This window comes from Stutzerimonas stutzeri (genome assembly GCF_002909485.1).
Taxonomy (GTDB): domain Bacteria; phylum Pseudomonadota; class Gammaproteobacteria; order Pseudomonadales; family Pseudomonadaceae; genus Stutzerimonas; species Stutzerimonas stutzeri_AH.
On record NZ_PPXG01000002.1, the window covers coordinates 390,339 to 415,367 of the forward strand.

Below are 25,029 nucleotides of genomic sequence, written 5' to 3' on the forward strand. Positions count from 1 at the left end.
GCGATTGGCTTTGCTCAGGGTGATGCCCTGTGATGCTGGCCGGGTCGGTTTTCCCCTGGCGCAGCGACAATCATTTTCGCTTGCTGATAGATGGGCCGCAGTTCTTTCCGGCGATGTTCGATGCGATCGAGCGTGCCGAGCGGCGTATCGATCTGGAGCTTTATCTGGTCGAGGACGGCCATTGCCTGGATCGCTTGCTCGAGCCATTGCTGCGGGCGGCGTCACGCGGTGTTCGGGTGCGTTGCCTGTTCGATGGCTTCGGTTGCCTGAAGATGGGTCAGGCCAACCGCGCCCGCATGACGGACGCCGGCGTCGAATTGCGCCTTTACAACCCGTTATCGCTACGCCTGAAGCTGCGTAATCTGCATCGTGACCATCGCAAGTTGCTTCTGGTGGACGGCAACGTTGGCTATGTCGGCGGCACCGGGGTCACCGACGAGTTCTGGAATCCACTTGAGCCCACCGTGCATTGGCACGAGGTTATGGTTGAAATGTCCGGCCCGCTGCTGCGGGACTGGCAGGAGCTGTTCGATACCCAGTGGGTGCATTGCCTGAAGCGGCGCATCTGGCAGTTGCCCTTGCCAAGTGTTGCACCGCGAATCCCGTTGCTGCCCAGTGGCTCCGGACTGGGGCGGGTGGCCTATGCGGCGGCGCGTCAGCATCGCGACATCCTGCACAGCTTGTTGCGCAATCTGAGGCGTGCGCAAACGCGCATCTGGCTGGCGACTCCATATTTTCTGCCAACTGGCAAGGTTCGACGGGCACTGATCCGGGCTGCCCGCCGTGGCGTGGATGTGCGCCTGTTGCTGACCAGCCGCAATACCGATCATCCGCCCGTGCGCTATGCCGGGCAGCGCTTCTATCCTCGCCTGCTGCGTGCGGGCGTGCGTATCCACGAATATCAGCCACACTTCTCCCACCTGAAAATGGTGCTGGTGGACGATTGGGTAAGCGTAGGATCGTGCAACTTCGACCATTGGAACCTGCGCTGGAATCTGGAGGCCAACCTCGAGGCGATAGATGAATCGTTGAGCGCCCAGGTGCAGGAGAGTTTCGAACGGGACTTCAAGAACAGTATCGAAATCGATCTGGCCAGATGGTTCGCCCGGCCGTTTCACTTGCGCCTTTATCAGCGAATGTGGGGCTGGATGGACCGCCTGCTGGTCAACATCTTCAACCGCGGTGGCTAATGTCGCCGCGCACCGGAGCACTGCTCCAAACCCGCGCAAAGAGGACGATCCGATGGCGGCAAAGAATATTTTGATGCTGGTGGGCGACTACGTTGAGGACTACGAGACCATGGTGCCATTCCAGGCATTGCAGATGGTCGGTCACCGCGTGCATGCCGTGTGCCCGGACAAGAAGGCGGGCGATAGCGTACGCACCGCAATTCATGATTTCGAGGGCGACCAGACCTACAGTGAGAAGCCCGGTCACAACTTCGCGCTGAACTTCGACTTCACTGCGGTGCGTGCCGACGATTACGACGCGCTTGTCATTCCTGGTGGTCGAGCACCGGAGTACCTGCGCCTGAACGAACAGGTGCTGGCGCTAGTGCGTGCGTTCGATGAAGCCAAGAAACCGATAGCTGCCGTTTGCCACGGGGCGCAGCTGCTCGCTGCCGCGGGCGTACTCAAGGGCCGTGCATGCAGTGCCTATCCGGCCTGTGCACCGGAAGTGAGGCTAGCTGGCGGCGAGTACATCGATATCCCCGTGGATCAGGCCCATACCGATGGCAATCTGGTCAGCGCGCCGGCTTGGCCGGCCCATCCGGCGTGGTTAGCGGCGTTCCTCGAAGTGCTGGGTACCCGCATCAGCCTGTAATATGCCCGCTTCACGGAGGCCCGCCGCGCATACTGCGTAGCGGGTCTTTTCATATGTGAGGCTCTGTCCTCGTGTCCATGAGTGCCCCATGACCCAAGTAAAAGATCCTCTCCACGGTGTAACGCTGGAGGCCATCCTGATCGACTTGCATGCGCGTTTCGGCTGGGATGGTCTTGCCGAGCGGGTGGATGTCCGATGCTTCAGCAATGATCCCAGCATCAAATCCAGCCTCAAGTTCCTGCGTAAGACGCCGTGGGCGAGGACCAAGGTCGAGGCGCTGTACCTTCAGGAACACCGCCCCGGCTAATAGGCGCCTGAAAAGCAGGCACGCTGACCCGTTTGGCAGATTTCTCTCGTATCCAGCTCAAGTTAACGCTGCTCCGTCCGATGGTTGTAACAGATTGATTCGTCATGACTGATGAGTCGAAATTGCTATTAGATCGCTATCACGGAGCTCAGGCGGTGAGAAACAACGGGCCAGTAAGCAACACAGAACGGGCTTTTCCGGCGCATCAGCGACTGATTTCCGCGACTGATACGCAAGGCAAGATCCTCTATTGCAACGACGAATTCGTAGCCATCAGTGGCTATTCTCGATCCGACTTGATCGGCAGCGATCACAATCTGGTCCGTCACCCAGACATGCCGCCGGCCGTATTCGAGACCATGTGGGGCTATTTGAAAGCCGGCAAGAGCTGGATGGGGATAGTGAAGAACCGCTGCAAGAACGGCGACTTCTACTGGGTTAGTGCCTATGTCACGCCGATTTTCGACAGCGGTAAGCTGACTGGCTACGAGTCGGTTCGGGTCAAGCCGAGCGTCGATCAAGTGGCCCAGGCTACAGCCCTGTATGAGCGCCTGCGTGCAGGTAAGCCTGCGGTCTCTCTGGGGCGGCGCGTGGAGGGCTGGGCTCGCGTGCTGGCGATGCCGATGTGCGCCGCGGCCTTGGCTGCTGGCGGTATTTTCTGGCTGCCACCGGCAGTAGAAGTGGTCGTCGTGCTTGGCCTGTTCTTCGCATTGGGGCTCAGTTATCACTTTGCCATGCAACGGCAGCTGCAACAGATCCTGCAGCGTGTCCCCGAAGCCTTTACCGACCCGGTGGTAGCGCTGACCTATACACAGCAGCATGGTAACGCTGCGCGCTTGGAGATGGCGCTGGTCAGTGAGGATGCTCGTTTGCGTACGGCCCTGACGCGTCTGTCCGACCTCGCCGGGCAGGTCGCAAGCGCATCGGCCGAGACCTACTCTCTGGCGAGCCAGACCGAAAGCGATCTGCGTCAACAGCGCGGTGAAACGGATATGACGGCCACGGCGGTAACGCAGATGACCGCATCCATTACTGAAGTGGCGGGGCACGTCCAGCACACGGCGGAGGAGGCCACCACGGCGAACGCGCTGGCAGACGACGGTGACCGGGTCGCAGCGAGTTCCCGCGAGGCGATGGAAATGCTGTCGGCGACCGTCACCAACATCGGCAACGTAGTCAACGAGCTGGCTGGCGAAACCCAGCAGATCGTATCCGCCGCCGGCATGATCCAGAGCATCGCCGACCAGACCAACCTGCTGGCGCTGAATGCTGCCATCGAGGCCGCACGTGCTGGCGAGCAGGGCAGGGGCTTTGCCGTGGTCGCCGACGAGGTGCGTGCGTTGGCGAGCAAGACGCGGGAGTCGACGCAGCAGATCCAGGCCATCATCCAGTCGCTCACCAGCAAGGCGGGTGAGGCCGTGACAATCGCACAGGTGGGTGACAAGGAGGCGGCCCAGGGGTTGGCCCAGGTCGTCGAGGCGCAGCAGGCATTGCAGGGCATTCGCGATGCGGTCGGCCGCATTGCCGGGATGAGCCAGCAGATGGCTGCCGCTGCCGAAGAGCAGGCGCATGTGGCCGAAGACATTGCTCGTCAGGTCACCTGTATTGCCGTCACGACCGACAGCAATGTCAGCAAGGCGGACCTGACCATGCAGCGCGGTCGCGACCTGGAATGCGCGGCGAACGGGCTGCGGGCACTGGTCGAACGCTTCAACCGCTGATTGCCGGGCAATAAAAAGCCCGGCATCGAGCCGGGCTTTTTATTGGGGTGTCGCTTATTGCACTTCGACCGCCAGGCTGTCGGCGATCTTCTGCTGCCAGATCGCCGGGCCGGTGATGTGCACCGACTCGCCGTTGGTGTCGACGGCGACGGTGACTGGCATGTCCTTCACTTCGAACTCGTAGATCGCTTCCATGCCCAGCTCGGCGAAGGCCAGCACCTTGGACTTCTTGATCGCCTGGGCGACCAGGTAAGCCGCGCCGCCAACCGCCATCAGGTAGACGGCCTTGTTGTCCTTGATCGCTTCGATGGCGATCGGGCCACGCTCGGACTTGCCGATCATGCCCAGCAGACCAGTGCTCTCGAGAATCTGACGGGTGAACTTGTCCATGCGCGTCGCGGTGGTCGGGCCAGCCGGGCCAACCACTTCGTCACCGACCGGATCGACCGGGCCGACGTAATAGATGAAGCGGCCCTTGAGGTCCACCGGCAACTCTTCGCCCTTGTTCAGCATGTCGACCATGCGCTTGTGCGCGGCGTCGCGGCCGGTGAGCATCTTGCCGTTGAGCAGGACGGTCTCGCCCGGCTTCCAGCTCTGTACTTCTTCCGGGGTGATGGTGTCGAGGTTGACGCGGCGCGCGCTCGGGCCGGCTTCCCAGACGATCTCGGGGTAGGCATCCAGCGGCGGCGGGGTCAGTTCGGCAGGGCCGGAACCGTCGAGCACGAAGTGTGCGTGGCGGGTGGCGGCGCAGTTGGGGATCATGCACACCGGCAGCGAGGCGGCGTGGGTCGGGTAATCCATGATCTTCACGTCGAGCACGGTGGTCAGGCCGCCGAGGCCCTGGGCGCCGATGCCCAGCTGGTTGACCTTCTCGAACAGCTCAAGACGCAGCTCTTCGATGCGGTTCTGCGGGCCACGGGCCTTCAGCTCATGGATGTCGATGGATTCCATCAGGACTTCCTTGGCCATCACTGCGGCCTTCTCGGCGGTGCCGCCGATGCCGATGCCGAGCATACCCGGCGGGCACCAGCCGGCGCCCATAGTCGGCACGGTCTTCAGTACCCAGTCGACGATCGAGTCGGACGGGTTGAGCATGGCCATCTTCGACTTGTTCTCGGAACCGCCGCCCTTGGCTGCGACGTCCACTTCCACCTTGTCGCCGGGAACGATGGAGTAGTGGATGACGGCCGGCGTATTGTCCTTGGTATTTTTGCGGGAACCTGCCGGGTCGGCCAGGATCGAAGCACGCAGGACGTTTTCCGGCAGGTTGTAGGCGCGGCGCACACCCTCGTTGATCATGTCGTCCAGGCTCATGGTCGCGCCGTCCCAGCGCACGTCCATGCCGACACGGACGAACACGGTGACGATACCGGTGTCCTGGCAGATCGGGCGATGACCGGTGGCGCACATGCGCGAGTTGATCAGTATCTGCGCCATGGAGTCGCGGGCAGCCGGGGATTCTTCACGCAGGTAGGCTTCATGCATCGCCTGGATGAAATCCACGGGGTGGTAGTAAGAAATGAACTGCAAAGCGTCAGCGACGCTTTGAATCAGGTCGTCTTGCTTGATCACGGTCATGCAGCGCGTCCTCATACGGGGCGATAAGAGGCGCGTCGGGGGTGGCAGTCGACGCGCCGCGAAAAAATGCGGCGCAGTATAACGCGTCAGGCTGCGCGGTACACGGATGGACCAGGAGCGATGGGAATGCTGGCTAGGATTTTGTTTTCGGTAAGCGTAGAGTGCGGCAAATTGCCACGGCGGGAAGGATCCCTATGAGTGCGATGCGTGACGAGACCGATATGCGTGCATTGCAGCAGTTGGTTACGCGGCGATTCGCACTGGCCTCCGTGACCTACGGTCTGGGCCTGGTGCTGACCTGGGTGGCGGTGGCGGGGGGCTTCTACCAGGCCTCGGTGGCCAGCGCCGTGGCGCAGTCGGCATTGATTGTGGTCAGTCAGCTGCTGTTCTTCTGGCTGTTTCACCGAGGCGTCAACCTGCGTTCCAAGGATCCCAGCCTGACTGAGCCGCAGGTCCTGGTGGGGTTGCTGTGGCTGACGACCTTTCTGTTCAACCTCGGCAGCGCTCGTGGCTCGCTGCTGGTGCTCTATCTGCTGGTGCTGATGTTTGCCGTCTTTCTGCCGCCGAAGGTGTTCATTCGCTACGCCGCACTGGCTTTCGTCAGCTTCGTCAGCATGGCTGCCCTGGATTACTATCTGCAGCGGCCGATCGAGACCGATGTGTTCCTGCTGCAGGCCAGCGTGCTGCTGGTGACGCTGATCTGGATGTGTCTGTTCGCCGGCCACGTGTATCGCTTGCGCCAGCGCATGCGCCAGCGGCGTTTCGCGTTGCAGGCACATCAGGACACCCTGCGCGGAATGATGCGTCAACTGGAGGATCTGGCTTCTACCGACGAGTTGACGGGCCTATACAACCGGCGGCGCTTCCTGCGCATCGCCGAGGGCGACCTGAACCGCCTGCGCAAGGGGCATCAATCGGGGCTGGCGCTCATCGATCTGGACCACTTCAAACGCATCAACGATATCCACGGCCATGCCACCGGAGACCGCGTGCTGCAGGCCTTTGCCAGCGTAGCGCGGTCCTGTCTGCGTGATGACGACGTGCTGGCCCGTTATGGCGGCGAGGAGTTCGTGCTACTGCTGCCCAATACCGACGCCGAGCAGTTCACCGCGTGCTGTGAGCGCCTGCGAGAGGCTTTCGCCAACGCCGAGCCGGAAGACGCCAATATCGAAGCCGGACATCTCAGCCTGTCGATCGGCCTGACCCTGCTGAACGCCGGAGATGATCTGGATGCAGCGCTACAGCGTGCCGACGAAGCGCTTTATCGAGCCAAGCGCGGTGGTCGCAATCGTTGCGAACCCGCCTGGGTCACCGCCGATGCCTGAGTTGCATTGCGCCGGCAAGCGCTGGTCGGTCGCGCCCGCTACCAACCTGCTTGATGCCCTGATCGCTGCCGGCTTGCCCGTACCCTACAGTTGCCGCGCCGGCAGCTGCCACGCCTGCCTGGTGCGCTGTGTCGACGGAGCACCGCGCGATCTGCAACCCGACCTGCTGCGGCCCGAGCAGCATGCGGCCGGCTGGCGACTGGCCTGTCAGTGCCGTGTCGAGGAGGATTTCGGTGTAGAAGTCTTCGATCCCCGCCGCGACGGACTGCCCGCTCAGGTGCAAAGCGCCGAGTGGCTGAGCGGCAGCGTGTTGCGCCTGCGTCTGCTGCCGGAGCGGCCGCTGCGCTATCGTGCAGGTCAGCACCTGTTGCTGTGGACCGGTGCCGGCATCGCTAGGCCGTATTCGCTGGCCAGCCTTCCCGGCGACGATTCCTGGCTGGAGTTTCATCTCGATTGCTCCAGGCCGGGGGCGTTCTGCGATGCCGCGCGGCAGATGCGCGCGGGCGACACGCTGCGGCTGGGCGACCTGCACGGTGGTGCATTGCATTACGAGCCGGAGTGGTCCGAGCGCTCTTTATTGCTGCTGGCTTCGGGAACCGGGTTGGCCCCTTTGTTCAGCCTGTTGCGCGAGAGCCTGCGCCAGGGCCATGCCGGGACGATCAGACTGCTGCATTTTTGCCGCGACGAGCACTACCTGCGCGGGCCGTTGCAGGCGTTGGCGGACAGGCACGAGAACCTGGAGCTGCAATGGGTCGATGCGCAACAGCGTGACAGCGTGCTTTCGACGCTACGACCAACGTCGCGGCGGGACATCGCGCTGTTCTGCGGCGGTTCGGCGTTCGTTGACGCCTGCGCCAGGCGCCTGTTTCTCGCGGGCCTGCCGCGTGGACAGATATTCAGCGACGCTTTCGTCAGCGCGACTCAGCCACGGTAGTTGGCTCCCCGTTCGATCTCGCAGACAGCACGAGGCCGGCTAAAGAGCCGGCCTCGTGTGATTCCCTGTCAACCTTACTGATCGCCGACGCGCAGGATCTTCATCGTGTTGGTACCGCCTGTGCTGTCGTGGTAACTGTCGCCCTTGGTCAGGATCACCCAGTCGCCGGGCTGCACGATGTTGCGCTTAAGCAGCTCCTCGACTGCCATCTGGCTGACCTTTTCTGCAGGCAGCGCAGCCGGATCGAACGGGATGGTCTGCACGCCGCGGAATAGCGCGACCCGTGCCTGGGTTTCGCGGTGCGGCGAGAAAGCGAAGATCGGCACCGAAGACCGGATGCGCGACATGATCAGCGGTGTGTAGCCGCTTTCGGTCAGGGCGATGATGGCCTTGACCCCCGGGAAGTGGTTGGCGGTGTACATCGCAGCCAGCGCCGCACTCTCGTCGCAGCGCTCGAACTGCTGGCCGAGGCGGTGTCCGGACTTGGTGCTGGTCGGGTGCTTCTCCGCGCCGCAGCACACACGGGCCATGGCCTTGATCGCTTCGATCGGGTATTCGCCGGCGGCGCTTTCGGCCGAGAGCATCACCGCATCGGTGTAGTCCAGCACGGCGTTGGCTACATCGGATACCTCGGCGCGGGTCGGCATCGGGCTGTGGATCATCGACTCCATCATCTGCGTCGCGGTGATTACCACCTTGTTGTGGCGACGTGCGTGCAGAATGATCTTCTTCTGGATGCCGACCAGCTCGGCATCGCCAACTTCCACCCCGAGGTCGCCGCGCGCCACCATCACGCCGTCGCTGGCGCGGATCAGGCCGTCCAGTGCCTCATCGTCGGCGACCGCTTCGGCCCGCTCGATCTTGGCGATCAGCCAGGCGTCGGAGCCGGCTTCGTCGCGCAGGCGGCGCGCCAGTTCCATGTCAGCGGCATCGCGCGGGAAGGAAACCGCGAGGTAGTCGAGTTGAAGCTCCGCGGCAAGCTTGATATCAGCCTTGTCTTTGCTGGTCAGCGCCGGCGCAGTCAGGCCGCCGCCTCGGCGATTGATGCCCTTGTTGTCCGACAGCGGTCCGCCGATCAGCACGGTGCAATGCAGTTCATCAGCCGTGGCGTTGTCGACGCGCATTACCACGCGCCCGTCATCGAGCAGTAGTTCGTCGCCGACAGCGCAGTCTTTGACCAGATCCGGATAGTCGATGCCGACTACTTCCTGGTTGCCGGCATCGCGCGGATGGGTCACGGAGAATCGGAAAAGATCGCCTTCCTTCAGCTCGATACGCTTGTCGGTGAATTTGGCGATACGGATCTTCGGGCCCTGCAGGTCACCGAGCAGCGCGACGAAACGGCCGTGGCGCGCGGCGATTTCACGGACCAGTTCGGCACGCGCACGATGCTCTTCGGGGTTGCCGTGGGAGAAATTCAGGCGGGCGACGTCCAGCCCGGCGACGATCATCTTCTCCAGTACCTCCGGCGAGCTGCTGGCTGGGCCTAGGGTGGCGACGATCTTGGTGCGACGCGGAATCATTCAATTGCTCCTTTTTCTGGCTGGCCCCGAGGCTACTATGCTCCTCCGTTGTAGTCATCGCCCGGCGGCCACTACTCTTTCGGCTGGGCGGCCGGATCGTCTGTAGGTTTTTTGAATGCGGTCGATACAGGAGGCATACGGAGGAACCCATGCGCACCCTGATCATCGTTTTTTTGAGTTTGCTTACCCTCGGCTGCAGCAGCCGTCATGCCTTCGATCGCCACCTGGACGCGGCCTATCAACATTACGAGGTCGATAACTGCGAACGCGTGATGCAATCGCTGTCGCAAGCAGAGCGCCGCAGTAAGCCGCGTAGTCAGGTTCAGCCCGAAATATCCCTGTTGCGCGGGCAGTGCCTGGAGCGCCAGGGATTGTTCGTCGATGCCGGCGAAACCTACCGCTTCATCGTCGAGCGATACCCGGCCAGTGAGTACGCCTACCGCGCCCGCGCGCGGTTGGAGACGCTGAGGCAGCTGGGCCATTATCATGTCGAGACGCCGCCAGTCGTTCAGCCGGCCAAACGTTGATGCCGTGATTGCAATGCTAGGTGAGGGAACATGCGGGCTTTGCTGCTGACTGCCGTACTGGTGCCGACGTTGGCATCTGCTCAAATCTACCGCTGGACCGATGCCCAGGGTCATGTGCACTTCGGCCAGCGCCCGCCGTCCGGCGCGGAGCGAGTCGACGTGCGGCCACAGGTTGTTGAGCGTGACGATGAAACCCGCGAGCGTGAAGCTCGCAGCGAGCGTTTTTTTGATGCGCGACGGCAGGAACAACAGGCTGCACGCGAGGAGGCGCGCGAGGCTCGAGCGGCTCGGGAGCAGGAATGCGGAAGTTTGCGCAGTCGGCTTTCGCAGCTGCAACTTGGTGGACGCTTCTTCCGTAACGATGCAGCCGGGGAGCGTGTCTACTACAGTGATAAAGAATTGGAGGCGGCTCGACAGCGCCTGGCTGCGCGTATCAGCCAGGAGTGCAGCTGAGCCGAATGAACTCGAATCGCAGGGCTCAAGCTGAAGGCTTCAACGACATGATCATGGCGAACCAGCGTCGTATTCAGCGGCATCAATTGCCGTATTACCTCAATGTTTTCAATCGGTTTACCGAAAAGCCGTTGGGCTTTATCGGCAACCTGTCCGAGGGTGGACTGATGTTGATCAGCCCCTATCCGATGATGCTCGGCGTGCGTTTCGATATGCGCCTGAAAATACCTGCCCAGGCAGGCCAGCAGCTACGCCATGTGGATTTCAGTGCATTCAGCCTGTGGTCCAGCGAGGATGTGACGCCTGGCAGCTACGACACCGGCTTCTCGCTGATCGAGCCACCGAGTGACATCCGCGAGATGATCACGGCGCTGCATCACTACTTCAGTTTTCAGCCGATGCTGCACTTTGCGGCGCCGCAGCTCAGCGGCACGGCATCTGATCGTTTTACCGACAAGGACTGCTGCCACGGCCTGTAGCGCCACTCATAGCGATCCCGTCTTCTTCCACGATAGGTAACGTCCAATCAGCGCGGGTCCCAAGTCACAGGGCTGGACGTCCAGCACAGGTGTGCCACGGGCAGTCAGCCGTTTGTGAAGCTCGTGGCGGGCACCCAGATAATCCTGCGCCCCACAGTAGTCGATGGCATTCTCCAGGGTTTCCACCGGGCGCAGGCGTAGGTGATCCAGTACTTCCTCACGCAGGCTTACCAGCAGCACGCGATGCCTGCGACCGAGGCGCGCCAGCGCAGCATGCAGCTCGACGTCATCTTCGTCGCGCAGGTTGCTCAGCACGATCACCAACGCTCGGCGCTGCTGCCGCGCCAATAGCTGGTCAACCGCCGCTGCGAAGTCCGCCGGTTGCTGGGTGGGTTGCAGATCGTAGAGGCTGTTCATTAACACGCGCAGATGCTTCTGGCCTTTACCTGGAGGGACATGCCGCTGCTCGCCGGCGAAGGTGCAGACGCCGACCGCGTCGCCCTGGCGCAATGCGGCGTAGGCGAGTAGCAGGCCGGCATTGAGCGCGTGATCAAAATGAGTCAGCTCGCCATCCTGACTGCGCATGCGGCGGCCACAGTCGAGCATCAGCATGATCTGCTGGTCGCGCTCGTCCTGATATTCCCGAGCAATCGGCGTTCGCGTGCGCGCCGTGGCCTTCCAGTCGATCTGCCGCAAAGTGTCGCCCTCGCGGAACTCGCGCAGCTGATGAAACTCCAGGCCAAGCCCGCGGCGTGGGTGTTGGCGTACGCCGAGACGGTTCAGCCAGACATCTATCACCTGCAAGCCGGCGTCATGCAGCTGGGCGAAGTCGGGATAGACGCGAGCCTCATTGGACAGTGGGACTAAACGGCGGCTGCGCCACATACCAAACCGGCTGGTCAGGCGAATGCTGCAATGGAGCCAAGCAAAGTGCCCACGTTGAGTCGGGCGCAGGCGGTAGTCGATTCGGCAATGCTCGCCTGGTTGCAGGTGGACGTGTTGCGGTAGCTGCTCGAACGCCATGCCTTCTGGCACGTGGTCGAACAGTTCGATCTCGATTGGTTGATCATGGTCGTTGCGAGTGGTCAGCTGCACGGTGCTCCAGCGCCCGAGCGGCAGATTGCTCGAAAGGCTGCGCTGCACGGCAGGTATCGGCACGCGGCGGAGATAGACCATGTCCACCAGGACCACCGCGCTCAATGCCAGCAACAGCCCCCACCAGGCGGACTGCCAGCTCCCGGCGTCAATCTGCAGTGCCGCTAGGATGCCGAGCGGCACGGCCAGCAGCAGCATCGCAGCCATGGCGACGAGCAGGCGACGGGACGGTGTCATGCGCGCGGAGCCGCGACCTGGTCGAGTACCTGTTGCAGTACCTGATCCACCGACAGCCCCTCGATATCCAGTTCTGCCGACAGTCGTACTCGATGACGCAGCACCGCCAGTGCGCAGGTTTTGATGTCATCGGGTGTGACGAACTCGCCGCCACGCAGGAGCGCTCTTGCGCGACCGCCGCGAACCAGCGCGATCGATGCGCGCGGACCTGCGCCGAGGGTCAGACCCGGCCAGCCGCGGGTGCTGCGAGCCAGGCGGACGGCGTAGTCCAGCACTTGCTCATCCAGCGGCAGTTCGCTGGCAATCTTCTGCAGCGCAATGACGTCGCGTGCTTGTACTAACTGGCGCAACGGGCTGACGTCGAGCATGTCGCCGCGGGTCGAACGGGTGACCTGGCGCACCAGCTGCAGCTCTTCGTCTGCCTGCGGGTAATCCATGCGCAACATCAGCATGAAGCGATCGAGCTCGGCTTCGGGGAGCGGATAGGTGCCCTCCTGTTCGATGGGGTTCTGGGTCGCCATGACCAGGAACGGTTGCGGCACGGTCAGGGCCTTGCCCTCGAGCGTTACCTGGCGCTCCTGCATCACCTCGAGCAGCGCGGCCTGGGTCTTGGCAGGCGCACGGTTGATTTCGTCGGCCAGCAATAGGTTGGTGAATACTGGGCCTTTGCGCAGCTTGAACTGCTCGGTCTGCATGTCGTAAACCGCGTGACCGGTGACATCGCTGGGCATCAGGTCGGGGGTGAACTGGATGCGCGAGAACTCACCGCCGAAGCAGCGTGCCAGTGCCCGCACGAGAAGCGTCTTGCCCAGGCCGGGCACGCCCTCGATCAGGACGTGGCCACCTGCGATCAGGGCGACCAGGATGCCGTCGACGACCTCGTCCTGACCGATTACCGCTTTGTGCAACTCGTCGCGCAGGGCCTGGGCCAATTGGCTGGCACGTAGGCGCTGGCTTGCGGGGTTGGAGGCTGGGGCAGAACTGTTCGATTCGGGGGTGTTTTCGCTCATAGCGCGTTCCTGAGGGTTTGCAGGTGGGCGACCTGCCGGGTGAACTCGGTGGCCGATAGGCGTTGCTGAGACAGCGGGCGCATGGCCCGCTCCACGTTTGCAATCGACAGCTGCGAGAGCTTCGCGAGCTGCGGCAGCTGTGCGCTGGCCGGAAGGTGTTCGAAGCCGGGGTGGCGGTGGTTGGCACGGTGCAGAACGTCCTGTTGCAGATGTTGCAGCAGGGCGTCCTGTCCGCTGTGGCGCAAAAGGAACGCGGCCGTGCCATGCAAATGCTCTTGCAGTTGCCGTCGCGCAGGGCTGGCTGGGGGCTGCACAGGTCCGAAACGTTGTCCGAAATGCCAGAGTCCAAGCAGGACGAGCAGCCCGAGTGCTACGAGCAGCTCCGGAAAGTAGCGCTGTAGTTGCGTGAGCAGACTGTCGTGCTCGCTGCGATGTACCAGTGTCACCTCGCTATCCTGAGTCAGGTACCAGAGCAGCCAGGCATGATCGTAGTCGCTGATGTTGCGGTTCTGCCAAATCCAGCTGTCGGTGATTGCCGTGATCAGTCCTTCGCCGTACTGCAGTTGAAGCATGTGAGTGGCGCCGGCACTGTTGGCCCAGGCGTGAGCTCGGTTGTCTGCATCGTAGAGGTGAAAATCGGTATCGAAGGCCAGGTAGGCGGGGGCGCTTTCATTCTCCAGATAGAGCTTGGTCAACTGCGGGTGTCGCTCTGCTGAGGATGACTGGGGCAGCTGATCACTGTCGTCCATGTCCTCGGTTGCATACTGCTGAAGATTGAGTCGGTCGAGTAGCAGGTCGCCGCTTTTCTTCGATTCCTCATCCCACAGCCTTTCGGCAACGACGACCAGATGGCCTCCGGCCGATGCCCAATCCAGCAAGCGATCGGTCTGCCTGGGCGTCAAGTTGCGGCGATCCCCAAGTAGGAGCAGGGTCTGGCCCCCGGTCGGCAGAGTGTCCAGCCCGGCAATGCCTTCGTGTTGGGATACCTGCAGCCCAAGGTCGCGCAGAAAAAGCTCGGCGGCGAGATAAGTGTTGCTTCGGGCATGGGGAGCAGGGCCGTGCTCGACGATTTCTTCATAGGATTGCAGCTGGCTGCCCAGCCAGATGATCAACAGCCCAAGTAGCAGAACCGCGACGGCGGCCAGGACACGGGTGCGGGGATTGTTCATTGCTGAACCTCCCGGCTGAACAACGCTCGCCAATCGCCGCACAGCTCGTCGCGGGTTGCCTCGCTGGCACGCTGCTGCCCGTACGCCTGGCTCTGCCAGTGAGATGTGAGGTGCTCGGCAAAACGGGACAGCGCCTCTTGCTGCAGCTGTTGCACACGCTGCAGTACTTCGACCTCGGTATGCGCTGCTTTCAACGGCAGCTGGAAGTCATGCAACAGGCGGCTGAGCAAGCCGCGATAGAGTAGCGCCAGCGCTGCGCGTGGATCGTGTTGCCAGAGCCGTTCGACCTCGCCGGCGATATCGGTCGGCAGGCTTTCGGGCGCAACGTCGAGGCCGAACAGTTGGGTAGGAGGTGTGCGCCGCCGTCTGCGCGGTAGCCGCGCTCGGCCGCCGAAGGTTTGCAACCAATCGCGGTACCGCCACAGTAGGAGCGCGACCAGCGCGGCCAGTGCCGCCCACAGAAGGACCTCCAGTGCCTGCGCCAGACGTTCCAGGCCATGCCATAGCGAACCGCCTTGCAGCAGGCTTTCGATCAGACGCGCTAAAGCGCCGGGCTGCTGAGCGTCGTCAGCGTCGCCAAGGCGCCAGCGGGTAACCGTTTCGCGGTGTTGAAAGGGTGGCTGGTCGAGCAGTTCCTTGATCTGTTGCCGCGACGCTTCGCTGGTCAGCGGCTGGTGGAGCAGGCGTTCGGTCTCCGGCCCAAGCTGCAGCTCATCGGGCTTAGACGCAGGTGCCGCCCAGGCGGCGTGATCTGCTGGCCAAAGCAGCAGGCTGCATGCCAATAGCAGCGCCGGCATGGCGCTTAATAGACGCTGGCGCAATCTGCGGAATGCCAGCTCAATGTCCCACGCCTCAAGATGGGTGCGCCGGTTGAGATAGAGACTAAAGCCGCAGGCGACGTAGATCGGCTCCCAGACGATCAGAATCAGTACATACAGCAGATTGGACAGGTGTTCGAGCCAGAGCCATTCGGCGCTTAAACCGAGCAGATCCTCCCAATTCCAGCGCTGCACCAGCTGTGCCGGCAACAGGAAATACAGTACGCCGAGCAGGCCGAGCCAGAGGGCCCCTTCCAAGTGCACGCCGACGACGGTCAGCCAGCTTGCTGCGCGCCCGTTGCGTAGATTGAGCGTTATCAGGCGCTGTCTGCGTGGCTTGCCGCCGAGTCCTTCGAGTTGCTGCACCGGCAGGTCGAAGCTGCGTGTCATGCTCAGCCGTCGCCAGGTGAGGCTGGCGAACCACTGCGGGCGCAGCAGCCTTGGAAAGGCCTTCAGACTCTCCTTGAATCCCGGTGTTTCGCCGAACAACGCTCTGGACAGAATGTGCAGTGGCAACCGCTCGTAAAGCGGCTTGAGCCACCAGAACAACAGCAACGCCGCGGTTGGGTGCTGCCAGAGCAGCAGGCTGATCAGACCGAATGCCGGCAGCGTGACGGCTGCCCAGCTCGCCATCAGCAGCGGCGCATGGCGCCTGGCGAGCAGAGTGCCAAGGTCCAGCGCCTCCCAGGGGCTGCGCGGGCGGATCGAGACGCTGGCATCACTCAGCTGCATGATGACCTCGCCCGGCAAAGTAGAAATAGGCCGCCACAAGCAACCACAGCAGGGCGCCGACGATGTACTTAATCATGGGCGTGGTCAGGGTCATGGATGACCAGTAGGCCTCGACGAACGCAGCGATCAGCAGGAACACGGTGGCGCCGCCGACTAGCTGGATGCCTCGCTTGGCTGCCTGACGTAATGCGGTACTTCGAGGTAGTCGGCCCGGCGCCAGTATTGCAGCGCCAAGCTGCAGTCCTGCTGCGCCCGCCAGAGTGATGGCGGTCAGTTCGAAGGCGCCATGACCGATGACAAACGACCAGAACGGCTGGTGGTACCCGATGCCTGTCAGGTGGCCCGCCACGGCGCCAATCATCAGGCCGTTGAATAGCAGGAAGAACAGGCTGCCAAGCCCCAGCAGCAGCCCGCTGGCAAATGTCTGGAAGGCGATGCCGATGTTGTTCATCACGTAATAGCCGAACATCAGCCAGTCGTCACCCGCACCGCGCTCGGCGAAGCGACCCAAACGGCGGGCGTCGGGATCGTACATCTGCTCCATCTGCGCGACCTGATCAGGAGTCAAGAGGCTATAGACCAGGTCGGGAAACGCGTATGCCAGCAAGCCCATGCCGATCAGGCTGCCGTAGAAAAGCAGGCTGGCTGCCAGTACATAGCGCCACTGAGCTCGTACCGAGCGGGCGAAATCGCTGATGATGAAACCTGCCAGCCGACCAGGCAGGGGGCTGCGGTGCCGATAAAATTGTTGATGGCCACGCAGCGCCAGTTGATGCAGCTGCTCGATCAGTTGACTGCTGTAACCGCGGGACTCGGCCAGGGCTAGCTGCTGGCAGAGCTGTCGGTAGGCCGCAGGGAACGTGTCGACCTGTCCTGGGCTTGGTTTGCCGCGCTCCAGCGCCTCCAGTTGGGTGGAGAATGCGTGCCAGTCGGCGTGATGCTGACGTTCGAATACGGCCTGCTTCATGCGCAGCCCACCAGCGTGCGGGCGATGCCGTGGATTCTCGTCTCGGCATTCTCATTTGTAGTTGCCAGCGGCTCGGCGAGGATCGAAGCGAGCTCGAGACGCCGCTCGGTGGAAAGGCTGGCATGGCGCTCGGAGAAGGCGATCAGTGCACGTTGATCATCGAGCGTCAGGCTGAAGGCAATCGCTGCTGCCTCTGCCTCGGGAAGCGCGGGGCGGGCCTTGGGTTTTTCCTGATAGATCACCAGGGTGCCGGCGGCGAGATCGCCAAGGCGTTTGAACAGGGGGTGGCCGAGGCAGCTCAGTGCGCCCAGGAAATATCCGAAAGGCAGCATGTCGACGAATCGCAATAGGTTGCGGGTGAGCGAGGAGGTCCAGCCTATCGGCGTGCCATCGTCATGTACGACACGTAGCCCCAACCAGTACTTGCCAGGCGTACGGCCCTGATTAAGCACCTCGAAGAGCACCATGTACCACCACTGCACAAGAAACAGAAGCAATGCTCCCAAACCCATGCCGAACTTGCCCAGCAGCCCAAAGGTGATGAACAGGGCCAGCAAAATAGCGGCACGAATCGCAAGGTCGATGGCAAACGCGAGGGCGCGCGGCACGAGTCCGGCTGGGCGCAGCAGCAGATCGATGCCTTCAGGCGTCTCTACGCGATGGCTATTGTCGAGCAGCGGTTGTCGGTGAAGAGATGAAGGCAAAGGTAAAGTCGTCTGAGGCTGGCAAAGGACGATGCTATGCGGCAACTGCCGTTGCGGCAATGCGCGCGAGAATCGACCGGCACCTAACGGGGCCAATGGCGCGCAATTATGGCCAAATGCCGGCTTCATTGCAGGATGTCGTTCGCAGAGACGGCTGCTGGCGTCATACAGGTGCAACGGTAGACCGTTTGTTCGTAGACAGCGGTGCCCCGCCTCGGCTGATAGACTGCTGCGCTGATTGAGAAGGATTCTCCCGTGACTTCAAGCATCTACTGGTACGACTTCGAAACTACAGGGGTGTCGCCCAGCCGTGATCGTCCATTGCAGGTTGCGGGTATCCGCACCAATGAGGCGCTCGAGGAAATTGGCGAGCCGCTGAACATCTATTGCCGCCCTGGCGATGACATCCTTCCGCATCCGGCTGCTTGCCTAGTGACGGGAATCACTCCGGCTACCCTGCAGCAGAAGGGGTTGTGTGAGGCCGAGTTCATCCATCGGCTGCATCAGGAACTGTCGCTGCCTGGTACCTGCGGCGCAGGCTACAACAGCCTGCGCTTCGACGATGAGGTGACCCGCTACAGCCTGTACCGCAACTTCTACGATCCTTACGCGCGCGAGTGGCAGGGAGGCAATAGTCGGTGGGACCTGATCGACCTCGTGCGCACGGCATATGCATTGCGTCCGGAAGGGCTAGTCTGGCCGGAGGAGGAGGGGCGGGTGACGCTCAAACTCGAGCGGCTGAGCGCGGCCAATGGGCTGGAGCATCTGAACGCCCACGATGCATTGTCCGACGTGCGTGCCACCATCGCCCTCGCCAGGCTCGTGCGCAGCCATCAGCCAAGACTGTACGACTACCTGTTCAATCTGCGCCGCAAGCAGATGGTGCTTGAGCAGATCAAGCTGCTCGAGCCGCTGGTGCATGTTTCTGGTCGTTTTTCCGCCACGCGGCATTTCCTCTCGGTCGTTCTGCCACTGGCCTGGCATCCGCGCAATCGCAACGCGCTAATCGTCTGCGATTTGCAGGCCGACACCGAGCCGCTCCTGCAGGAAAGCGCCGAGACATTGCGGCGGCGCCTTTATACGCGTCATGACCAGCTTGCAGCGGGTGAGCTGCCGGTCCCGCTGAAGCTCATTCACGTCAATCGCTGCCCTGTAGTGGCGCCAATCAAGGTGCTGCGTGAAGTAGATATCCAGCGTCATTGCGTGGATCTGTCGATTTGCCACGGACGTGCAGCCGCCTTGCGCGATCAACAGCACCTATGGAGTGGCAAGCTGGATGATATCTATCGTGAGGAAAGTTTTGCCGGCAGCGATGATCCGGAGCAGCAGCTGTATGACGGTTTTCTCGGCGAGCGGGACCGCCGTCTATGCGACCAGGTTCGTAACATGACCGCTGCAGAGCTGGCGAGACATTCGAGCCAATTCGATGACCCGCGCCTTGAAGAGTTGCTGTTCCGTTATCGCGCCCGGAATTTTCCCGACGCGTTGTCCGTCGATGAAAAGTTGCAGTGGAGCCGGTTCTGCCAGCAGCGCCTGAGCGACGAGGCGTTCGGCGCACCCAATACTCTTGGGCAATTCGACACTGAGATACAACGGTTCATGGCTACGGCAACACCAGCGCAGCAACAGTTATTGCAACAGTGGCGTGAGTACGCTCAGGAGCTGCGCGCACGTTACGGATTAAGCAACTAGCGCTTTTGCAAACTCGGCAGTCTGTCGGCAGGCGAAAAGCTGGTGAAGTGCCGCCGCGTCAGCCTGGATGGGTCCACACAAATAAAAACGCCGCGTCTCGACAAGCTGATTAATGTCGAGAAACGGCGTCGTTATAAACCGGCGATGCTTAGCCCAGAAGAGTGGCCCAGCTCTCAACGGTTTCGGAGCCCCACTGGGCTTTCCATTCTTTCAGCGTCTTGTGATTGCCGCCTTTGGTTTCAATCACTTCGCCGCTGTGCGGGTTCTTGTACTGCTTTACGCGACGAGCACGCTTGCTGGTTGCCGGTGCTTTGGCGGCACGTGGGTTCTTGCCAGCGCGCGAGGCGTCCGGATCGAGCAGAGCGATGATGTCGCGTAGCGACTTCTGGTACTCGCCCATGAGTTCGCGCAGTTTGCCTTCGAACTCCAGTTCCTTTTTCAGTTTGTCGTCTTCGGAGAGCGACTTCAGGCGCTCCTGAAGTTCCTTGATGGCCTCTTCTGTGGCGCGATACTCATTGATCAGTGACATGTGACTTCCTTGGTATAGGTTTGAACGCAAGTGGCAGCAATCATAGTCCTGCGTAATGCGCAAGTAAATATGGAGGCGTTAAAAAAGCCAGACTACTATTTGAATGGATATTTCCTGCAGCGTTGTGCAGCTAATAGCGGAAGTGAACAAGCTTAAAACGCCTGATCCTTGATTTATTAGACAGGTTTTTTCGATTGGTTTTGTGTGTGTCTTTACATACATGGCGCCTGCGTTGGCTGCGAAGCTGCCTGCAGGACACCAGGTGATTGGCTGTGGCTCTTTCAGCGTTTAACGCGATGGCCGTGGTTTTGCCGCCTAGGCTAGAATGTCGCGTTTTCCTTTTGAGTCGGAGTACCGTTAATGCGCACTTTCAGGCTGGTTATTGCCTGTCCCGATGGCGTTGGCATTGTTGCCAAGGTCAGTAACTTTCTTGCCACCTACAATGGCTGGATCACTGAAGCCAATCACCACTCCGACCATCTGAGCGGCTGGTTCTTCATGCGTCATGAGATTCGTGCAGATTCGCTTCCCTTCGATCTAGAGGGTTTCCGTCAGGCGTTCGCGCCGATTGCTCGTGAGTTCTCTATGGAATGGCGCATTACCGACTCCGAGCAGCGCAAGCGGGTAGTGCTCATGGCCAGTCGCGAATCCCATTGTCTGGCGGATCTGCTGCATCGCTGGCACAGCGGGGAGCTGGATTGCGATATTCCTTGCGTGATTTCCAACCACGATGACCTGCGTAGCATGGTCGAGTGGCATGGCATTCCCTATGTGCATGTACCGGTCGACCCTGCCAACAAGCAGGAGGCCTTTGCCGAGGTGACTCGGCTGGTGCGGGAACAGCGCGCCGACGTCATTGTGCTGGCGCGTTATATGCAGATTCTGCCGTCGGAGTTGTGCGACGAGTTCGCCCAGCGCGTGATCAACATCCATCACAGCTTTCTGCCGTCTTTTGTCGGCGCCAAGCCATATCATCAGGCCTCGCTGCGCGGCGTGAAGCTGATCGGCGCAACCTGTCACTACGTCACAGAGGAACTCGATGCCGGGCCGATCATCGAGCAGGACGTGGTGCGTGTCAGTCATCGCGACAGCATCGAGGACATGGTCCGCCTCGGCAAAGATGTGGAGAAGATGGTGCTTTCTCGTGGCCTACGCTATCACTTGGAAGACCGCGTACTGGTACACAGCAACAAGACGATGGTATTCAACTGACAGCCCGGAGTTATCGTGACCGATCCTCTCGAGCGTGCCGCGGCCAAAGCGCCACCTATCATCGGTGGTGGCTGTACCCAGCGGTACGACCCCGAAGCGCTTTCGCCTGAACAGGGCGCTGAGTTCGCTGATGCCGCGGCGCTCTGGGCTCGAATGCAGGGCGGGAAGGCCAGGCTTGAGGCGGCGCCGTTCGGGCAAGCCGCGGGCGAAAGTGGCCCAGGCGGGCTGGACGGGCACGATACGGAGGCGGGTTGATGAAAGCAGCGATTGATCGATTGGTACTCGGTGCAGACGCCTCTGGCGAGCCGAACAGTCATTCCTTGCGTCTGGCCAATCGGCACGGCTTGATCGCGGGTGCTACCGGGACGGGCAAGACAGTGACGCTGCAGCGCTTGGCCGAGCAGTTCAGTGACGCCGGGGTCGCGGTCTTTGCCGCCGATATTAAGGGTGACCTCTGTGGGCTAGGGGCGGCCGGTGCGCCGCAGGGCAAGATTGCCGAGCGGATCGCCAGCATGCCCTGGCTGGATCATCAGCCACAGGCGTATCCAGTGACCCTGTGGGACGTGCATGGTCGCAGTGGTCATCCGTTGCGCACTACCTTGAGTGAAATGGGGCCGCTGCTGCTGGGGAATCTGCTCCAGCTGACCGATAGCCAGCAGGCCGCCTTGTACGCCGCATTCAAGGTGGCGGATCGGGAAGGCTTGCTGCTGCTCGATTTGAAGGACCTCAAGGCGCTGCTTGCACATCTCAAGGCCGAGCCAAAAGTGCTGGGCGAGGACAGCGCGTTGTTCACGGCCGCCTCGTCACAGGCTTTGCTAAGACGGCTGGCGACACTAGAGCAGCAGGGTGTCGAGGCGTTGTTCGGTGAGCCAGCATTGCAGCTCGAGGATTTGCTGCACCCGGCGCCGGATGGACGAGGCGTTATCCACTTACTCGATGCCAGCGTGCTGGTGCACGAAGCACCGAAAGTCTATGCAACGTTTCTGCTGTGGCTTCTCGCCGAATTGTTCGAGCAGCTGCCGGAGCGCGGCGACGCCGACAAACCGGTGCTGGCGCTGTTTTTTGATGAGGCGCACCTGCTGTTCGGCGATACGCCCAAGGCATTGAAGGATCGGCTGGTGCAAGTGGTGCGGCTGATACGCTCGAAAGGTGTGGGCGTCTATTTCGTCACCCAGTCCCCTGCCGACTTGCCAGATCAGGTGCTGGCGCAACTTGGGTTGCGTATCCAGCATGGTCTGCGGGCGTATACCGTGAAGGAGCAAAAAGCCCTGCGCTCCGTGGCTGATGGTTTTCGCGCCAACCCGGATTTCGGCGCGCTGGAGGTTCTGACCCAGCTGGGGATCGGTGAGGCGCTGGTTGGTGGGCTCGAGGAGCGGGGCACGCCGGCGATGGTGCAGCGTGTGGCTATCGCACCGCCACAGTCACGGGTGGGGCCGCTGAGCGAAGCAGAGCGTGCGGAGCTGATCGCTCGCTCTGATCTGCGTGGTCGTTACGAAAAGGTCTTGGATCGCGAGTCGGCTTACGAGATCTTGAATGCCCGCGCTATGCAGGTCCCCGATCAACCCGACGGTGCAGGCGAAAAGCCTCGACGGGGGAAGGCCAATGCCGAAAGCGATTTAGGCGATCTAGCTGGGCGCGTAGTGAAAAGTGCCTTGAGTCAGGCGGCCAGCCAGTTGGGGCGGCAGTTGGCCAGGGGCTTGCTTGGCTCTTTATTAGGCAGTAAGCGCTGATACTTCAAACTTTGTGTCTTGCGGCGCAGTAGCAGCTAACCAGAGAGGCGCCCCTGAAGGCCTGTTTTTAACATCCCTGAAATCAGGATTAGGCCTGTTCTGATACGGCGCCTTCCCGAGCGGAACGTTTTTCCTGTTCAAGCTTCTGCACTTCCTGCTGAAATACTTGATCAAGAACAGTGGGTTTTTTCCGCCATGGCTTGCGCTCAGGTTCGCGTTCAGCGGCGTAAGTCGTAATTTCGCCACCGTAAACATTGGTAAAGCGCTGAGCCTGGCGCTCAAGTTCGGCGCGCAGTTCGTCTTTCGTCACGTAAGGATCCTATTTTTTAATTTGAATTAAGACGCCTCTGCGATGGGAGAAATTCGGCCTTGGTTGTAACCGAACTTTTCCGTTGCAGTAGGTGCGAGCTTATGTCGATGAGACATGGGGTCAATAGAAAAGCTTTAAGCAATTACATAGCAACGGCAGATTCGAGCAGCAGTTCAAAAAACCAAGGTGTAGCGAGGCCGGCAAGCCCGGCGCCGTGTTCGTGCTTGATTTTGGAAAGTATGCACCCGAAGGAACGAGTAGAGCCAGAACTCGAAAAAAGAAAACCCGCCGAAGCGGGTTTTCTGCCTTTACTTGCAAGGATTAACGGGCAACTTTGGCTTCGTTGCTTTGCTCGGCACGCCCATAAACGTCATCGAAACGTTCGATGTCGTCTTCGCCCAGATAGCTGCCGGACTGGACTTCAATGATTTCCAGCGGAATCTTTCCAGGGTTGGCAAGACGGTGTACCGAGGTGATCGGGATGTAAGTCGACTGATTCTCCGTAAGCAGGAAGGTCTTGTCGTTGCAGGTCACCTGAGCGGTCCCCGAGACGACAATCCAGTGCTCGGCACGATGGTGGTGCATCTGCAGGGAAAGGCTGGCGCCGGGGTTCACGCAGATGCGCTTGACCTGGAAGCGGCCTCCCATGTCGACCGAGTCGTACCAGCCCCAAGGGCGGTATACGGCACAGTGATTCTTGGTTTCGCTGCGATCCTGGGCGTCGAGCTTGCTTACCAGCTTCTTGACGTCCTGCACCTTGTCTTTGTGGGCAACCATCATGGCGTCTTTGGTTTCCACCACTACGATGTTATCCAGGCCCAGCACCGTGACCAGCTTGCCGTTGCCGTGAACCAGGCAATTGCGGGAGTCTTCAGCAATCACGTCGCCCTTGAGAACGTTGCCATTCTCGTCTTTTTCGTGCACATCCCAGATCGAGGACCACGAGCCGACGTCGTTCCAGCCCGCGGACATTGGCACCACGCACGCAAGTTGTGTTTTTTCCATTACTGCATAGTCGATGGAATTGTCCGGGCAGCAGGCGAAAGTGGCGGGGTCGATAAGTACTTCTTCGCCGTTTTTCACGCTGCGCTCGAGCGCCAGCGAGCAGGTGTCGTAGATGTCCGGGTCATGCTTCTTCAGCTCATCCAGAAAGACGCTGGCGCGGAACAGGAACATACCGCTGTTCCAGAAGTAGTCGCCGGACTCCAGATAGCTCTGGGCGCGGGCTTCATCCGGCTTTTCGACGAACTGAGCGACACGCTTGATGCCCTCTGGCAGTCCGTCGTTGGCATCCTGGCTGCCTTTGATGTAGCCGAAGCCGGTTTCCGGGCGAGTCGGCGGAATGCCGAAAAGGACCATTTCGCCGTTCTCGGCGGCATTGGTCGCCAGCGCCAGCGAGCGCTGGAATGCCTTCTGATCTTCGATCACGTGGTCTGCCGGCAAAACCAGCAGCAATTCGTCGCGGCCTTCCTCAACCAGTTTCATTGCAGCTATGCCGATGGCCGGAGCAGTGTTGCGGCCGAAGGGCTCCAGCAGCAAACCCTGCACGCTGAGTTTGCGAGCGGCGAGCTGCTCTTTCACGATGAAACGGTGGTCTTTGTTGCACACCAGCAGAGGCTGCTGCATGCCTTCGAAGGCCAGACGCTCGACAGTCTGCTGGAACAGAGATTGCTCGCCGGTGAGTGCGAGAAATTGCTTAGGGAACGACTTGCGGGAAAGGGGCCACAGTCGGGAGCCGCTACCACCTGAAAGAATAACCGGGATCATATTGCTTCTCCTGAATCGTTTCGAAGTTCGTTCTACTTGTCCGGTGGCGCCAGCCTCATGGCTGCGCCTGGGGTTTCGTGTTCTTGAGCGCAAGCCCTCCCGAATGGCGGGAATAAGGCTCGCTTTATCCCAAGGCGGTGCCTCAGGACTAAAAAATCTATTGTTAGGTAGGCCGCTGATAGCGGTCAGGCTGGCTATGTCTCATGCGTGGAGCCGCTCAGGGCGATTTGCGCAGGACGTTGTGGCTGGCCGATGACGGGGCAATAAGCACCGTCGTCGCGAGTGGAGCTGGGCATCCGCTGTTTGTCGGAATTGACTGGGGGCAGTGCGTTTGCATGGCCGTAACCCTCTGTTCGTGCCTTGCTCGGCGTATGTCGTATCAGATG

The 25,029-nt window shown here is 61.1% G+C and carries 24 protein-coding genes; 13 read left to right on the forward strand and 11 right to left on the reverse strand.

Going from position 1 to position 25,029, the window contains the following annotated elements; all coding sequences use genetic code 11:
• The first annotated feature begins 32 nt into the window (after positions 1-32).
• The 4 genes from CXK91_RS05460 to CXK91_RS05475 all read left to right on the forward strand — a co-directional run bounded on the left by CXK91_RS05460 (position 33) and on the right by CXK91_RS05475 (position 3,852).
• Positions 33-1,190, forward strand: coding sequence for a phospholipase D-like domain-containing protein (locus CXK91_RS05460; RefSeq protein WP_103455272.1), 1,158 nt, complete (start codon positions 33-35; stop codon positions 1,188-1,190).
• Between the two features lie 52 nt (positions 1,191-1,242).
• Positions 1,243-1,824 (forward strand): DJ-1/PfpI family protein, encoded by a 582-nt coding sequence (locus CXK91_RS05465; RefSeq protein ID WP_103455273.1) that lies wholly within the window; start codon positions 1,243-1,245, stop codon positions 1,822-1,824.
• A gap of 88 nt (positions 1,825-1,912) precedes the next feature.
• Positions 1,913-2,131 (forward strand): VF530 family DNA-binding protein, encoded by a 219-nt coding sequence (locus CXK91_RS05470; RefSeq protein ID WP_103455274.1) that lies wholly within the window; start codon positions 1,913-1,915, stop codon positions 2,129-2,131.
• A gap of 155 nt (positions 2,132-2,286) precedes the next feature.
• A complete protein-coding gene (locus CXK91_RS05475; RefSeq protein WP_103455275.1) occupies positions 2,287-3,852 on the forward strand; it encodes a methyl-accepting chemotaxis protein in 1,566 nt (521 codons plus the stop codon).
• Positions 3,853-3,906: 54 nt separating this feature from the next.
• On the opposite strand, the gene CXK91_RS05480 is transcribed toward CXK91_RS05475, so the two are convergent.
• Positions 3,907-5,430, reverse strand: a complete 1,524-nt coding sequence (locus CXK91_RS05480) for a fumarate hydratase (RefSeq protein WP_041014778.1) — start codon at positions 5,428-5,430, stop codon at positions 3,907-3,909.
• A 194-nt stretch (positions 5,431-5,624) separates the two neighbouring features.
• On the opposite strand from CXK91_RS05480, the gene CXK91_RS05485 reads away from it, so the two are divergent.
• A complete protein-coding gene (locus CXK91_RS05485) occupies positions 5,625-6,755 on the forward strand; it encodes a GGDEF domain-containing protein (protein ID WP_090519192.1) in 1,131 nt (376 codons plus the stop codon).
• A complete protein-coding gene (locus CXK91_RS05490; protein WP_103455276.1) occupies positions 6,748-7,689 on the forward strand; it encodes an iron-sulfur-binding ferredoxin reductase in 942 nt (313 codons plus the stop codon). Before CXK91_RS05485 ends, CXK91_RS05490 begins: the two co-directional genes overlap by 8 nt.
• 74 nt (positions 7,690-7,763) lie before the next feature.
• Here CXK91_RS05490 and pyk read toward each other — a convergent pair whose 3' ends face one another.
• Complete coding sequence (pyk, locus tag CXK91_RS05495) at positions 7,764-9,212, reverse strand: pyruvate kinase (RefSeq protein WP_103455277.1); 1,449 nt, start codon at positions 9,210-9,212, stop codon at positions 7,764-7,766.
• A 149-nt stretch (positions 9,213-9,361) separates the two neighbouring features.
• Here pyk and CXK91_RS05500 point away from each other — a divergent pair, with 149 nt between their 5' ends.
• Genes CXK91_RS05500 through CXK91_RS05510 form a run of 3 tightly spaced genes read left to right on the forward strand, consistent with a single transcriptional unit; the run spans position 9,362 to position 10,671 of the window.
• Positions 9,362-9,739 (forward strand): tetratricopeptide repeat protein, encoded by a 378-nt coding sequence (locus CXK91_RS05500; RefSeq protein WP_103455278.1) that lies wholly within the window; start codon positions 9,362-9,364, stop codon positions 9,737-9,739.
• A 30-nt stretch (positions 9,740-9,769) separates the two neighbouring features.
• A complete protein-coding gene (locus tag CXK91_RS05505) occupies positions 9,770-10,192 on the forward strand; it encodes a DUF4124 domain-containing protein (RefSeq protein ID WP_103455279.1) in 423 nt (140 codons plus the stop codon).
• A gap of 47 nt (positions 10,193-10,239) precedes the next feature.
• Positions 10,240-10,671, forward strand: a complete 432-nt coding sequence (locus CXK91_RS05510) for a PilZ domain-containing protein (RefSeq protein WP_103455530.1) — start codon at positions 10,240-10,242, stop codon at positions 10,669-10,671.
• A gap of 6 nt (positions 10,672-10,677) precedes the next feature.
• On the opposite strand, the gene CXK91_RS05515 is transcribed toward CXK91_RS05510, so the two are convergent.
• From CXK91_RS05515 to CXK91_RS05540, 6 genes are read right to left on the reverse strand one after another with little or no spacing between them, the layout of a single operon-like run.
• Positions 10,678-12,003: a DUF58 domain-containing protein gene (locus CXK91_RS05515; RefSeq protein ID WP_103455280.1), complete on the reverse strand. Its 1,326-nt coding sequence runs from the start codon at positions 12,001-12,003 to the stop codon at positions 10,678-10,680.
• A complete protein-coding gene (locus tag CXK91_RS05520; protein WP_103455281.1) occupies positions 12,000-13,013 on the reverse strand; it encodes an AAA family ATPase in 1,014 nt (337 codons plus the stop codon). Before CXK91_RS05520 ends, CXK91_RS05515 begins: the two co-directional genes overlap by 4 nt.
• Positions 13,010-14,182 (reverse strand): DUF4350 domain-containing protein, encoded by a 1,173-nt coding sequence (locus tag CXK91_RS05525; protein ID WP_103455282.1) that lies wholly within the window; start codon positions 14,180-14,182, stop codon positions 13,010-13,012. Before CXK91_RS05525 ends, CXK91_RS05520 begins: the two co-directional genes overlap by 4 nt.
• Complete coding sequence (locus CXK91_RS05530; protein ID WP_103455283.1) at positions 14,179-15,732, reverse strand: DUF4129 domain-containing protein; 1,554 nt, start codon at positions 15,730-15,732, stop codon at positions 14,179-14,181. The genes CXK91_RS05525 and CXK91_RS05530 overlap by 4 nt, the downstream gene beginning before the upstream one ends.
• On the reverse strand, positions 15,719-16,699 hold the full coding sequence (locus tag CXK91_RS05535; protein ID WP_103455284.1) for a stage II sporulation protein M: 981 nt from the start codon (positions 16,697-16,699) through the stop codon (positions 15,719-15,721). Before CXK91_RS05535 ends, CXK91_RS05530 begins: the two co-directional genes overlap by 14 nt.
• Entirely contained in the window at positions 16,696-17,403 is a 708-nt protein-coding gene (locus CXK91_RS05540) for an RDD family protein (RefSeq protein ID WP_103455285.1), read from the reverse strand. The genes CXK91_RS05535 and CXK91_RS05540 overlap by 4 nt, the downstream gene beginning before the upstream one ends.
• A 255-nt stretch (positions 17,404-17,658) precedes the next feature.
• On the opposite strand from CXK91_RS05540, the gene sbcB reads away from it, so the two are divergent.
• Positions 17,659-19,095, forward strand: a complete 1,437-nt coding sequence (sbcB, locus tag CXK91_RS05545; RefSeq protein WP_103455286.1) for an exodeoxyribonuclease I — start codon at positions 17,659-17,661, stop codon at positions 19,093-19,095.
• A gap of 148 nt (positions 19,096-19,243) precedes the next feature.
• On the opposite strand, the gene mvaT is transcribed toward sbcB, so the two are convergent.
• The gene (gene mvaT, locus CXK91_RS05550) at positions 19,244-19,624 is read right to left on the reverse strand and encodes a histone-like nucleoid-structuring protein MvaT (RefSeq protein ID WP_103455287.1); all 381 of its coding nucleotides are present in this window, start codon (positions 19,622-19,624) and stop codon (positions 19,244-19,246) included.
• Between the two features lie 360 nt (positions 19,625-19,984).
• Between mvaT and purU the strand changes: the two genes are divergently transcribed.
• Genes purU through CXK91_RS05565 form a run of 3 tightly spaced genes read left to right on the forward strand, consistent with a single transcriptional unit; the run spans position 19,985 to position 22,566 of the window.
• A complete protein-coding gene (gene purU, locus CXK91_RS05555; RefSeq protein WP_103455288.1) occupies positions 19,985-20,836 on the forward strand; it encodes a formyltetrahydrofolate deformylase in 852 nt (283 codons plus the stop codon).
• Between the two features lie 15 nt (positions 20,837-20,851).
• Positions 20,852-21,091, forward strand: coding sequence for a hypothetical protein (locus CXK91_RS05560; protein WP_103455289.1), 240 nt, complete (start codon positions 20,852-20,854; stop codon positions 21,089-21,091).
• Positions 21,091-22,566 (forward strand): helicase HerA-like domain-containing protein, encoded by a 1,476-nt coding sequence (locus tag CXK91_RS05565; protein ID WP_103455290.1) that lies wholly within the window; start codon positions 21,091-21,093, stop codon positions 22,564-22,566. The genes CXK91_RS05560 and CXK91_RS05565 overlap by 1 nt, the downstream gene beginning before the upstream one ends.
• Positions 22,567-22,654: 88 nt before the next feature.
• On the opposite strand, the gene CXK91_RS05570 is transcribed toward CXK91_RS05565, so the two are convergent.
• Positions 22,655-22,876, reverse strand: a complete 222-nt coding sequence (locus CXK91_RS05570) for a hypothetical protein (RefSeq protein ID WP_103455291.1) — start codon at positions 22,874-22,876, stop codon at positions 22,655-22,657.
• 321 nt (positions 22,877-23,197) lie between these two features.
• A complete protein-coding gene (locus CXK91_RS05575) occupies positions 23,198-24,643 on the reverse strand; it encodes a mannose-1-phosphate guanylyltransferase/mannose-6-phosphate isomerase (RefSeq protein ID WP_103455292.1) in 1,446 nt (481 codons plus the stop codon).
• Between the last annotated feature and the right edge of the window lie 386 nt (positions 24,644-25,029).

Bases quoted from the DNA above. Each gene is read 5' to 3' on its own strand.
- CXK91_RS05460 (WP_103455272.1), top strand. From the start codon at position 33: ATGCTGGCCGGGTCGGTTTTCCCCTGGCGCAGCGACAATCATTTTCGC.
- CXK91_RS05465 (WP_103455273.1), top strand. From the start codon at position 1,243: ATGGCGGCAAAGAATATTTTGATGCTGGTGGGCGACTACGTTGAGGAC.
- CXK91_RS05470 (WP_103455274.1), top strand. From the start codon at position 1,913: ATGACCCAAGTAAAAGATCCTCTCCACGGTGTAACGCTGGAGGCCATC.
- CXK91_RS05480 (WP_041014778.1), bottom strand. From the start codon at position 5,430: ATGACCGTGATCAAGCAAGACGACCTGATTCAAAGCGTCGCTGACGCT.
- CXK91_RS05485 (WP_090519192.1), top strand. From the start codon at position 5,625: ATGAGTGCGATGCGTGACGAGACCGATATGCGTGCATTGCAGCAGTTG.
- CXK91_RS05490 (WP_103455276.1), top strand. From the start codon at position 6,748: ATGCCTGAGTTGCATTGCGCCGGCAAGCGCTGGTCGGTCGCGCCCGCT.
- pyk (WP_103455277.1), bottom strand. From the start codon at position 9,212: ATGATTCCGCGTCGCACCAAGATCGTCGCCACCCTAGGCCCAGCCAGC.
- CXK91_RS05500 (WP_103455278.1), top strand. From the start codon at position 9,362: ATGCGCACCCTGATCATCGTTTTTTTGAGTTTGCTTACCCTCGGCTGC.
- CXK91_RS05505 (WP_103455279.1), top strand. From the start codon at position 9,770: ATGCGGGCTTTGCTGCTGACTGCCGTACTGGTGCCGACGTTGGCATCT.
- CXK91_RS05510 (WP_103455530.1), top strand. From the start codon at position 10,240: ATGATCATGGCGAACCAGCGTCGTATTCAGCGGCATCAATTGCCGTAT.
- CXK91_RS05515 (WP_103455280.1), bottom strand. From the start codon at position 12,003: ATGACACCGTCCCGTCGCCTGCTCGTCGCCATGGCTGCGATGCTGCTG.
- CXK91_RS05520 (WP_103455281.1), bottom strand. From the start codon at position 13,013: ATGAGCGAAAACACCCCCGAATCGAACAGTTCTGCCCCAGCCTCCAAC.
- CXK91_RS05525 (WP_103455282.1), bottom strand. From the start codon at position 14,182: ATGAACAATCCCCGCACCCGTGTCCTGGCCGCCGTCGCGGTTCTGCTA.
- CXK91_RS05530 (WP_103455283.1), bottom strand. From the start codon at position 15,732: ATGCAGCTGAGTGATGCCAGCGTCTCGATCCGCCCGCGCAGCCCCTGG.
- CXK91_RS05535 (WP_103455284.1), bottom strand. From the start codon at position 16,699: ATGAAGCAGGCCGTATTCGAACGTCAGCATCACGCCGACTGGCACGCA.
- mvaT (WP_103455287.1), bottom strand. From the start codon at position 19,624: ATGTCACTGATCAATGAGTATCGCGCCACAGAAGAGGCCATCAAGGAA.
- purU (WP_103455288.1), top strand. From the start codon at position 19,985: ATGCGCACTTTCAGGCTGGTTATTGCCTGTCCCGATGGCGTTGGCATT.
- CXK91_RS05565 (WP_103455290.1), top strand. From the start codon at position 21,091: ATGAAAGCAGCGATTGATCGATTGGTACTCGGTGCAGACGCCTCTGGC.
- CXK91_RS05575 (WP_103455292.1), bottom strand. From the start codon at position 24,643: ATGATCCCGGTTATTCTTTCAGGTGGTAGCGGCTCCCGACTGTGGCCC.